This window comes from Fulvivirga maritima, from assembly GCF_021389955.1.
Taxonomy (GTDB): Bacteria; Bacteroidota; Bacteroidia; order Cytophagales; family Cyclobacteriaceae; genus Fulvivirga; species Fulvivirga maritima.
In genome coordinates, this window is record NZ_CP089980.1 from 3,766,219 (window position 1) to 3,778,227 (window position 12,009).

At 38.4% G+C, this 12,009-nt stretch carries 8 protein-coding genes; 5 read left to right on the top strand and 3 right to left on the bottom strand.

Going from position 1 to position 12,009, the window contains the following annotated elements; genetic code table 11:
* Positions 1–57: 57 nt before the first annotated feature.
* Entirely contained in the window at positions 58–1,131 is a 1,074-nt protein-coding gene (locus LVD15_RS16020; protein WP_233776223.1) for an agmatine deiminase family protein, read from the bottom strand.
* The gene (locus tag LVD15_RS16025) at positions 1,121–1,996 is read right to left on the bottom strand and encodes a carbon-nitrogen hydrolase (protein ID WP_370687368.1); all 876 of its coding nucleotides are present in this window, start codon (positions 1,994–1,996) and stop codon (positions 1,121–1,123) included. Before LVD15_RS16025 ends, LVD15_RS16020 begins: the two co-directional genes overlap by 11 nt.
* 374 nt (positions 1,997–2,370) lie before the next feature.
* Here LVD15_RS16025 and LVD15_RS16030 point away from each other — a divergent pair, with 374 nt between their 5' ends.
* From LVD15_RS16030 to LVD15_RS16050, 5 genes are all read left to right on the top strand, one after another.
* The gene (locus LVD15_RS16030; RefSeq protein WP_233776224.1) at positions 2,371–3,867 is read left to right on the top strand and encodes a xylulokinase; all 1,497 of its coding nucleotides are present in this window, start codon (positions 2,371–2,373) and stop codon (positions 3,865–3,867) included.
* 12 nt (positions 3,868–3,879) lie between these two features.
* On the top strand, positions 3,880–5,217 hold the full coding sequence (gene xylA, locus LVD15_RS16035) for a xylose isomerase (protein WP_233776225.1): 1,338 nt from the start codon (positions 3,880–3,882) through the stop codon (positions 5,215–5,217).
* Between the two features lie 29 nt (positions 5,218–5,246).
* Positions 5,247–7,283 carry a transketolase family protein gene (locus tag LVD15_RS16040; RefSeq protein WP_233776226.1) on the top strand — a complete coding sequence of 679 codons (2,037 nt, stop codon included), beginning with the start codon at positions 5,247–5,249 and terminating at the stop codon, positions 7,281–7,283.
* A gap of 59 nt (positions 7,284–7,342) precedes the next feature.
* On the top strand, positions 7,343–8,038 hold the full coding sequence (locus LVD15_RS16045) for an NUDIX hydrolase (protein WP_233776227.1): 696 nt from the start codon (positions 7,343–7,345) through the stop codon (positions 8,036–8,038).
* 91 nt (positions 8,039–8,129) lie between these two features.
* On the top strand, positions 8,130–8,867 hold the full coding sequence (locus tag LVD15_RS16050) for a DUF4395 family protein (RefSeq protein WP_370687369.1): 738 nt from the start codon (positions 8,130–8,132) through the stop codon (positions 8,865–8,867).
* Between the two features lie 4 nt (positions 8,868–8,871).
* Here the strand turns inward: LVD15_RS16050 and LVD15_RS16055 are convergent, their stop codons facing one another.
* On the bottom strand, positions 8,872–11,781 hold the full coding sequence (locus LVD15_RS16055; protein ID WP_233776229.1) for a triple tyrosine motif-containing protein: 2,910 nt from the start codon (positions 11,779–11,781) through the stop codon (positions 8,872–8,874).
* Positions 11,782–12,009: the final 228 nt, after the last annotated feature.

Consider the following 12,009-nt stretch of genomic DNA (forward strand, 5'->3'; position numbering starts at 1 on the left):
ATCAAATGTATGAGAATGGAATAATTTCCTGTATACGGAAATTATTCCATTTCATAATTATATTGCTGGCTCTTGTTGGCTGAGGCAATGGAATGAACCTAGCCCCCAAATAATGTCCAGAGAGCTAATTCCAATCACCTTTCTTTCAGGAAAACACTGACTTATAATGTCCAATGCCTTGTCATCATTTTTATCCTGAAAAGTAGGTACTATCACATGATTATTGCTGATGTAAAAATTAGCATAAGAAGCAGGCAGTCTCATGTCTTCATAAATAATTTCTCTTGGCATGGGTAGCTCTACAATATTGATTTGCTTACCATTTAATAATCTTAGCGTTTTTAAATGCTCAAGGTTTTCTTGTAAAGGGCCGTAGTTATTGTCGCTTTTGTTATGCTCTACCACAGTTACTACTGTGTCTTCGTTTACAAACCTGGTGAGGTCATCAATGTGTCCGTCAGTATCATCACCTTCTATGCCGTCTCCTAACCAAAGTATCTGGTCTACACCATAATAATCAGTGAGGTATTGCTCTATTTTTTCCTGGTTGAGTTCAGGGTTACGGTTAGGGTTTAGTAAGCATGATTTTGTGGTTAGCAAAGTGCCTTTTCCATTAAATTCCACAGAACCACCTTCCATCACTATACCAGGGTGAAGCACTGGCAGATTAAAATGCTGAGCTATTTTAGTAGGAATAACATCATCCAGATCATAAGGAGGATATTTGTCGCCCCAGGCATTATATCCCCAATCAATTATGATTTTTTTCTGAGCGGCCTCAGGGTTTACTAGAAAAGCCGGCCCATGATCGCGGCACCAGGCATCATTAGTAGGGTGTATGAAAAACTCTACTTGCGATAGATCAGTGCCATTTTGTTCTAAATAACTAATGGTGCTGGCTTTCATATTTTCATCTGCCACATTTACCCTTACCTTCTCGCCAGAGGTGAGTACTTTTATAAACTCTGCGTAAGGTTCGTATATAGTCTTAATTTTTCCCGGCCATGATTCTTCCTTATGAGGCCAGCTTAGCCAGGTGGCCTCATGTTTTGCGAATTCTGCCGGAAAGTAATAACCTAGTTCTTTGGGAGTTTTGCCTTCAAAAAGCAAAGAAGAGCCGTTATTCTTCATCTATAAATCTCTTGGTTATAGGTTGGTATGAATCTATTCTTCTGTCTCTCATAAATGGCCAATGCGTACGGTATTGATCAGATTTACTAAGATCTAGCTCCTGTACATGTATTTCTTCCTGATCATGAGATGCTTTGTATAGTAATTTACCAAAGGCATTAGTGATAAATGAGCCACCCCAGAATGTCATGTCTGCTTCATGCCCCACACGGTTTACTGACACTACAGGCACTCCGTTAGCCACTGAGTGAGATCTCTGTATGGTCTGCCAAGCCTGGTATTGCTCATCATTAGTATCGATATCCTGATCTTTGTGCCAGCCAATGGCAGTAGGATAAAATAAGATTTCCGCACCTTTTAATGCTGTAATTCTGGCTCCTTCCGGGTACCACTGATCCCAGCAGATTAATACACCTATGGTGGCGAATTTGGTTTTGAATACTTTATATCCTAAATCTCCGGGAGTGAAGTAAAATTTCTCATAATAACCAGGATCATCAGGAATGTGCATTTTTCTGTATTTTCCCAGATATGCTCCGTCAGCATCTAGCACTGCAGTAGTGTTGTGGTAGATACCTTGTGCTCTTTTTTCAAATAAAGAAGCAATCACTACCACCCCAAGTTCCTTGGCTACCGCTGATATGGCATCAGTAGATGGCCCGGGTATACTTTCGGCAAGGTTAAAATTGTCATAATCTTCTACATCACAGAAGTATAATGATTTGAATAGCTCTTGTAAGCATACTATTTGTGCTCCCTGAGCTGCAGCCTCTTTTATTTTTTCGATGGCCTTACTTAAGTTCTCTTCAGGGTTTGAAGAGCAAGTCATTTGTACTGTTCCTATTTTTACTTTTCTGTCACTCACAGCTTAAAATTTAGTGTGTAAATATATAGATATTGCAATCATAAATCATACAATTTATACTAATAGATAGTTTTTAAAAGGCGAAATAATCTGTGATAAATTTTCACCTAATTTAGGTGCAGGAAGTGATGTTACACTTGCTTGAAATGGATAGCATATGACTAAGCTGATGTTACTTTTTCGTTTCTCTAAACGTAATTTTTAGACGTTAATTTTACCTTTAAATTAATTATGGTCATTTTGACTATAAATATTAAAAATTGTTCGGTATTCTGAATCTTATACTGTAATATTGGGAAGGTGATGGGGAGGAATTTTGCCTTTTGAGGCTAGAAAACGATCCCAAAATCATAAAAAACACAATAATTTCCCTCATGAGTAAATATTTAATCGGTTTTGATATTGGAAGTTCGTCTATCAAGGCGGCTTTAGTAAATGCAGAAACCCGCGAAACAGTAGGTATGGCTCAGTACCCAGAAACTGAAATGGAAATTCAGGCTGTAAAAACAGGCTGGGCAGAGCAAGATCCGGAGCAGTGGTGGGAGTATATAGGTAAGGTGTGTCAGAAGCTGCTAACTAAAACTAATGTTAATGGTCAGGATGTAGAGTCAATAGGCCTTTCTTATCAGATGCATGGTTTAGTGCTGGTAGATAAAGATCAAAAAGTGCTTAGGCCATCTATTATATGGTGTGATAGCCGTAGCGTAGATATTGGTAATGAAGCCTTTAAAAATATAGGTGAAGAGAAATGTCTTTCTCATTTACTTAATTCGCCTGGTAACTTCACGGCTTCTAAGCTTAAGTGGGTGCAGGATAACGAGCCTGAGATATATAATAAGGTGCATAAGTTCATGCTGCCGGGTGATTTTATAGGTATGAAAATGACTGGTAAAATCGTTACTACCAAGTCAGGCCTTTCAGAGGGCATTCTTTGGGATTTTCAGAATAACGATGTTGCCCAGTTTGTATTAGATCATTATAATATAGATAGAGCTTTAGTGCCGGAAATAGCTGATACTTTTTCTGTTCAAGGAGAAGTAACGGAAGCGGCCGCCGAGTTTTTGGGTATAAAAGCAGGTACTCCGGTAACCTATCGTGCCGGTGATCAGCCTAATAATGCTCTTTCTTTACAAGTGACCAAGCCGGGAGAAATAGCCGCTACAGGTGGTACTTCAGGTGTGGTTTATGCTGTGGTTGACCAGCCTTTATATGATAAGGCCTCTCGTGTTAATGGCTTTGCCCACGTAAATCACCAGGCAGAGGCACAAAGAATAGGAGTATTGCTTTGCATTAATGGTGCAGGCTCTCAATACCGATGGATAAAACAGCAGGTGGCGGGTGATAACATCACTTATGATCAAATGGAAGAGATGATTAACACCGTGCCCGTGGGAGCTGATGACCTGCGTGTAGTTCCTTTTGGAAATGGGGCTGAAAGAATGCTGGAAAATCAGTTTATAGGAGCTCAAATCAATAACATTCAGTTTAACATTCATGGTAAAGCTCACATGTACAGAGCAGCACTAGAAGGTGTCGCATTTGCGTTTGTATATGGTGTAGAAATATTGAAAGAGATGGGTATTGAGACTCATGTTATTAAAGTGGGTAATGATAACCTCTTCCGCTCTAAAGTATTTTCCACTACAGTGGCCACCTTAACGGGTTGTACCATAGAAGTGATTGAAACTACAGGAGCAGTAGGCGCTGCCCGTGGCTCAGGACTCGCTACCGGTAGGTATACCGCTTTAGATGATATTTATGGAAAAGCGGAGAAAGTAAACACTTACCAGATGAGTGATGATGTAGCTGCTTATCAGCAGGCCTATAATACCTGGAAAAAAGATTTAGAAATTTTATTAAAGAACAAATAAACCTGATGAATAATGAGTAATAAAGATGTTTTAATGGGAGACAAGGAATATTTCAAAGGAATAGGAAAGATTGCTTTCGAAGGTCCTGAATCGGACAACCCTTTGGCTTTTAGATACTATGATGAAAATAAAGTAGTAGGTGGTAAAACACTTAAAGAACACTTCAAGTTTGCAGTAGCTTACTGGCATACATTCTGTGCTACTGGTGGAGATCCTTTTGGTCCTGGTACTAAACAGTTCCCTTGGCAAGTAGCTACTGATCCTGATCAGCAAGCAAAAGATAAAATGGATGCGGCTTTTGAATTCATCACTAAGCTGGGAGCTCCATATTACTGTTTTCATGATTTCGATTTAACTTCAGAAGGTGCTGATTTCAAAACTTCTGAAAAAAGATTACAGCTTATTTCAGATTATGCACTCGAAAAACAAAAGGCTTCAGGTGTAAAATTATTATGGGGTACAGCTAACCTGTTTGGCAACCCAAGATATATGAATGGAGCAGCCACTAATCCAGATTTTAGTGTGTTGGCTTATGCCGGCGGTCAGGTTAAAAATGCACTTGATACTACTATTAAGTTAGGTGGTGAAAACTATGTATTCTGGGGTGGACGTGAAGGCTATATGTCTTTATTGAACACTAATATGAAAAAGGAACAAGAGCATTTGGCCAGATTCCTTCACATGGCTAAAGATTATGCCAGAAAACAAGGCTTTAAAGGTCAGTTTTTCATTGAGCCTAAGCCAGCTGAGCCTACTAAGCACCAGTATGATTTTGATGCAGCCACAGTAATCGGCTTTTTAAGAGCTTATGACTTGATGGATGATTTCAAACTTAACCTGGAAGTAAACCATGCTACCTTAGCGCAACATACTTTTACTCATGAGTTACAAACCGCTGTAGATGCTGGTCTTTTAGGAAGTATAGATGCTAACCGAGGTGATTACCAAAACGGATGGGATACAGATCAATTCCCTGTTGATCTTTATGAGATAACAGAAGCTATGCTTATCATCTTAGAAGGTGGTGGTTTCAAAGGTGGAGGTGTTAACTTCGATGCTAAAACCAGAAGAAACTCTACAGATCTTGATGATATCTTCCACGCACACATCGGAGGAATGGATGTTTTCGCCAGAGCGTTGATTACTGCAGATAAAATTTTGGAAAACAGCCAATATAAGAAATTGAGAGCAGACAGATATGCTACTTTCGCTTCAGGGAAAGGTCAGGAATTTGAACAAGGTAAGTTGCAATTAGAAGATCTTTATGACATAGCTGCCATCGCAGGAGAGCCTAAATTGATAAGTGGTAAGCAGGAAATGTTTGAAAACATTATTAATCGCTATATTTGAGCAGAACATTAAAAATCTAGTAAATACTTATGGCTAATATAAAACTTGATAAGTTATCAGCAGATAATATAAGGCTATTATCAGTAGCCATGGTTGAAAAAGCCAAGTCAGGTCACCCTGGTGGACCCATGGGTGGAGCGGACTTTATGCATATTCTTTACAGTGAATTTTTGAAATTCGACCCAGATGATATGCAATGGCGATGGAGAGACAGATTCTTCTTGGATCCTGGTCACCTTTCAGCTATGCTTTATTCGCAGCTTTACCTTTTAGGTAACTATTCTAAAGAAGATGTTTCTAACTTCCGTCAGTGGGGTTCTGTAACTCCTGGTCACCCGGAAGTAGACCATAAAAGAGGTGTAGAAAACACTTCAGGACCTCTTGGTCAGGGACATGCAATGGGTATAGGAGCTGCTTTAGCAGGTAAATTCTTAGAAGAAAGGTTTGGAGCCTGGACCGATCACACTGTATATGCTTACATATCTGATGGTGGTATTCAGGAAGAAATAAGTCAGGGTGCTGGCCGTATAGCTGGTTATCTTGGTCTTAGCAACCTTGTTATGTTCTTTGATAGTAACGATGTACAGCTAAGTACCTATACTGATGAAGTGACTTCTGAAGATACTGCTAAGAAATATGAAGCTTGGGGCTGGAAAGTAGTAACCATTGATGGCCATGATCATGATGCTATCAGAGGTGCTCTTAAAGAAGCTGAAGCTGAAAAAGAAAAGCCTTTCCTTATTATTGGTAAAACCATAATGGGTAAAGGAGCTGTAGATGCTGAAGGCAAGCCTTATGAAGGATATAGTGAATTACATGGTAAGCCAGTAGGCGGTACAGGTGCTTCTTATGAGAAGACTGTGGAAGCCTTAGGTGGAAGTGTAGAAGATCCTTTCGCTATTTTCTCTGACGTAGAGTCTTATTATAAAGAAATTCTCGATAAGAAAAGAGAAGAAGTAAAAGCAAAAAGAGCTGAAGAAGCAGAGTGGAAAAGCAAAAATGCTGAATTGGCAGAAAAGCTTGAGCTGTTCTTTAGTGGAGATATTCCTGAGATTGACTTCTCTCAAATACCACAAAAGGCTAATATAGCCTCTCGTGATGCATCATCAGCAGTACTTGCTTATTTGGCTGATAAAGTAGAAAACCTTGTGGTAGCTTCTGCTGACTTGGCTAATAGTGATAAAACTGATGGTTTCCTTAAGAAATCTAAGGCCTTTGGTCCTCATGAGTACAGCGGAAACTTTATGCATGCAGGTGTTTCTGAGTTTACTATGGCTGCTATGGCTAACGGTATGGCTCTACACGGAGGTATAATTCCTGTAGTGGGTACTTTCTTCATTTTCTCTGATTACCAAAAGCCTGCTTACAGACTTTCTGCTCTTATGGAGCTACCGGTAATCTACTTATGGACGCATGATGCCTTTAGAGTAGGAGAGGATGGACCAACTCACCAGCCAATAGAGCAAGAAGCTCAGTTGAGACTGTTGGAAAAACTACGTAACCATAAAGGGGAGAGAAGTTTATTAGCGCTTAGACCTGCTGATGCAGCAGAAACTACAGTAGCTTGGGAGATGGCTTTGAAAAACAAGAAAACTCCTACCGGCTTAATATTTTCAAGACAAGGTATAAAAGACCTTATTGCTAAAGACGGAGATCGTTATGCAGAAGCTGAGCAAGCTAGAAAAGGAGCTTACACAGTACAATCTGTTGAGGGAGCCGATGTTACTTTAGTAGCCAATGGTTCTGAAGTAGCCACTTTATTTGAAGCAGCAGAGCTGTTGAAAAAAGACGGTATAAAATCAAACATTGTATCTGTTCCTTCTGAAGGTTTATTCAGAGATCAGTCAGCTGAATATCAGGCTGAAGTGCTTAACGAACAAGCGCCTATCTTTGCTTTAACTGCGGGCTTACCAGTAACTATGGAAGGTCTTATCGGTAAAAAAGGTAAAGTATTTGGACTTGAACACTTCGGATACTCAGCTCCTGCTGGTACGCTAGATGAGAAATTTGGCTTTACAGGAGAGAATATCTACAATCAAGTGAAATCTTTCTTGAGCAGCTTGTAAGCTAATATATTATAAATTAAACAATCAATGGGAAGTGCGAATTTTGAAGAGAATGCATTATGGAGAATAGTAACTTTTCTGATAAAGTAATAGAAGCACTTTCCATTGATACTGTAATATTTGGTTTTGAGAAGTCTAAGCTGTTTGTTCTTCTGGTAAAACATGGAGAGGGCAAATATGCCGGACAGTGGGCATTGCCTGGCGGTTTCATTAAATACAATGAGAGCGTAGATGATGCTGCCTACCGAATATTAACAGACCAAACTGCGGTAAGAGATATTTTTCTGGAAGAACTGAAAACTTTCGGAGAAGTGAACCGCTACCCTGAGCGCCGCGTAATCACCGTGGCCTACTATGCGCTGGTAAACAAACAAAATTTCGAACTAAATGCAGGTGCTTCGGTATCTGATGTGCGCTGGTTCAACATCCATGAGGTGCCCAGCCTCTTGTTTGATCATAATGACATCCTGGATTATGGTTTCAATCACCTCAAGCACAAAATTCAACACGAACCCATTGGGTTTAATCTTTTACCCAGAAAATTCACTCTCCTACAGATAAAGGAGCTTTATGAAGCTATTTTAGAAACGGAGCTTGATAAATCTAACTTTAGAAGGAAGTTTATAAACATGAATTTGTTAGTAGCCTGTAATGAAAAACAAAAGGATGTAGCCCACCGTGCTGCCCGACTTTACAGGTTTGATGAATCAGTGTATAATAACCTTTTGAAAAAGGGATTTGTTTTTGAAGTGTAAAACGCTAAATTAGGTAAGTAACTACTATCTAGGTGCTTACTTTTTACCTGTTACGCGTATATATTACTGCTATTAATTGGCTTTATAGGAGATGGTTAACAGATATTTATTACAACAAGGATACCTTAGTTGTAATTTAGAAGAATTGGAGAGAGTGAAGAATAAGGTTAAAATAATGCCTGCAATTTGCCTGGTGCTTACCGCAACAGGTATTATACTTCAACAGCCACTAATTAACGTATTGGTTTTTTTGATAGGTTTTCTAGGGTTTGTAATGAAGAAATATCACCCTTTAGATTATCTGGTAAGTAAAATAGCCCATTTATTAGGTAAGCCATTTGAGCGACTATCAAACCCACTTCCTCGCCGACTAGCATGTGTTTCAGGAGCTTTTTTCAACTTATTAATAGCTATTAGCTTATTCAATAACCTTACTTATCTGGCTATTGCCTTTGGTGCTATACTTGGTGTGTTGCAGTTGATTGTGATTTTTACTCATTTTTGTGCAGCTAGTTGGTTGTATGAAGAGATGTATAAGTACCTGGATTTTGGAGAACACATAAGTGTACAAGAAGCTCGTAAACTGCATAGAGAAGGAGCACTATTAGTAGATGTAAGATCGCCTAAAGAATACCAAAGACAGGTCATATCAGGAGCTATTAACATACCATTCCAGATGTTAGAGCAGCACACTGCTTTTCATAATAAAAAAATCATTTTATACTGCGATAGTGGTCTAAGGTCTCAAGAAGCAGCTCAAATTATTAATACTAGGGGCTGGGCTACTGCCTATAACCTGGGAAATATTAAGAATGCCATTAGCTTATAGTCTTTTAGAACTTCAAAATAAACTCTTGCAGGTTAGTTGATCTTTCTAGTTCTAGCTTTTTCCTAAGTCGATAACGGCATATTTCTACACCTCTTACTGATATATTTAGAAGCTGAGCTACCTCTTTGGTAGAAAGGTTCAGTCTCAAATAAGCACTAAGCTTCATTTCTTGTGGACTCAGGTTAGGATATGACTGTTTTAATCGGTTAGTGAAGTCTCCATGAACCTGATCAAAGTGAAAAGAGAAATGCTCCCAGTCTGCATCCTGAGAAATATTCTTATCAATATTGGTGATGATTTTTCTTAGCTCTTTTTTTACCTCCTGGTTTTTGCTCCGCTTTGATATTCCGGAAAGATTACTTTTAATATTAGAAATGAAGCCATTTTTGTTGATGAGGTGCATAGTGGAGGTGGCTAATTCCTTATTTTTATTTTCTATTTCTTTTTGAAGGTTCTCATTTTTCAACCGCTGTATTTCATCGGCAGTTTCTTTGGTAATGGTTTCTATTTCAGAGTCTTTTCTGTGAAGTTCCTTCTCTTGGGTAAGTGACATAGCCATTTTCTCGCGCTTATGCTTTTTATCAAACAGGTAAAAGGAGCTGAATAATGACATGATGATGATAACACTATAACCTAAGTAGGCCCAGGTAGTTCTGTACCATGGCGGCAGTACCACAAAGGTATAATGGGCAATTTCACTTTCTTTTCCATAAATATTGGTAGCTTGTACATGAAAAGTATAAGTGCCCTCATGCAGGTTAGTATATTCTTTTTCCGTCTTAGTAGTCCATTCGCTCCAGTTTTTGTCAGCATTTTCCAGCCAGAATTTATATTTTGTTCCTTCAAGACCATCTATATAAGCTGCGCTGTAAGAAAGCTGAATAGAGTTATTATTAAAATCTAGTTTAGGAATCATGCTTTTAGGCTGGTGATTAGTAATGGTACCGTTTTGAGTAAAAAAACCACTAAAGAGAAGGGTCGTGGAGTCGCCGGTAAGCTTCACACTTCTTATTAACGTATGAAAACTGTGGTCAGGGATATTTTTTTTGTTGGCATCATATAAAATAAAACCTTCCTTAGCTGCATATAAGACCTGATTAGCACTGAGTATATTTACATTTTGCAGGTCATCATTCAGCATGTCCTGTAGCTTGTTGAAAATATTCTTTTTTAGAGCAAAGCCGCCAGTAGGCTTACTCTCTAGCATACCGATTTCATCAGGGGAGAGGAAGTAAATGTTTTGAAAGGTATCTTCAGCCAGCGCTGTAATGACTTCATTTTTGAAATAAGGTGAAAAGAAATTATCTAATACAAACCGGTCATTTTGTTCGTCATATCTATAGATCTGATTAGTGGTAGTGAAGATCAGTCGATTGTTAATGTTAAAGACATTGATCATTAAATTAGAAGGAAGCCCATTTTCCTCACCATAAAATTTCACTGTTTTTACTGAATCCAGCTTTTCATTAAGGGTTAACCTATAAATTCCCTTATAGCCATGTGTCATCCAGATATCGCCATTTTTGTCTTGTTGCATCACTCTTGATGACTCATTGAACCCTTTTATTTTATGCTGAAAGGTAAGTAGCCCATTTTCCTCCTTATAAAGATTGAGGCCTTTGTAATACCCTTCTAATACATAATCAGGATGATGTTTTAAAGGCAGGAAGGTCCAGGAGCCAGGTATCGAGGAAATGCTTTTGGCTTGGAGGTCATTTATAGTCAGGGCTCCTTTATGATGCCCTATCATGAGGTGTTGCTTTATTTTATCAATAGAATAGACTTGTCCTTCAGTATTAGGAATGAACTTATATTTTTCTTCTGTAGCCTGGGTCTGAATGTTTTTATAAAAAAGGCCATTGTTAGTGCCAAGGTAGAGGTTGTCGTCATCTAAAAAGCCGACATAGCCGGAGCCGGGGAGTCCCACTTGTTCATTGATATAAGAAAAGGGCATGCCCAGTTCTACATAGGTTATTCCATTATTATGACCTAGCCACAGGTTATTTTGTAAGTCTTCATAGAGGCAGAGTACTGTCCTATTATTGAGTCCCTGTCCCTTATTCAGGTGTAGTATTAATTCACCCTGAGGAGAAAGGATAAACAGGCCCTTGTTTTGTGTTCCTATAGCAAAATTTCCATTTCGTAATCGCTGAGCGCATTTTATAGAGGCCTCCTTAAATATAGGAAGGCTGCCTTCCCACGGAGTTATAGTGTTATTGTTAGTAGTAAAAATACCATCGTTTTCAGTGGCTATCCAGAGGTTATCACCCGTGAGGGAGAGTACACTGGTAATTTTTATGTCTTTGAGTTTATTGCCGAAGGGAAGTGGTGTGATCTGATGGTTATGTAGTGAAGAAAGCCCTATTTCTAATTGGTTGACATATAGCTGATGATTAACGAAGAAAATATTTTCGGGTGGATATTCAGGTTCAATAATGTCAATTTTTCCATCCTCAGTATAAATAAAGATATGCTTGAAAGTGCCAAAAATTACTCTTTCATTATCAATAAACACTTTCCAGGTCTCATCAAAGTCTCTATATTCTTTTGGTAGACTGTCTGCTAATGATGTATAGGAAAGTTGGCCTGTTTTTGCGGGACATAAATAGCCAAAATCGCCCTGGCTGGCTACATAAATTTTGCCTTCATCATTTATAGCTATGTGCCTGGCCTTAGTCCCCTGTTTGTTTCCATAAATGGTCCACTTGGTGCCGTCGTATTCAAGTATGCCGAAATTATTGGCGATATAGATCAATCCATATTTGTTTTGGGTAATAGACCAGTTTTGTATTCCGCCATGATATTCGTTAGTGGCATAATAACGAATGAAAGGAAGACCCAGGTTGTAGTTTTGAGAAATACATATTTTACTGGTTAAGACAACAAAAAGGAGAAAAAAGGCAATTTTTTTCATAATTACATATCGCAATAATCTATTTAAGGTAGTAATATACTTGATGTATTTTGTAGTATTAAATGAGAAGATGTATAAATTCCATAAAATGTGTTTAAAGAGGAATTAGGTGTATTTTTATTCTTTATGATGAATTTTTTTTCATTGGTTTTGGATGGTTGATGTATTTATGATGTAGTATTTTTTTTGTGATATCAGGTTAAATCTAGTTGTTTGCAGCATGAATCG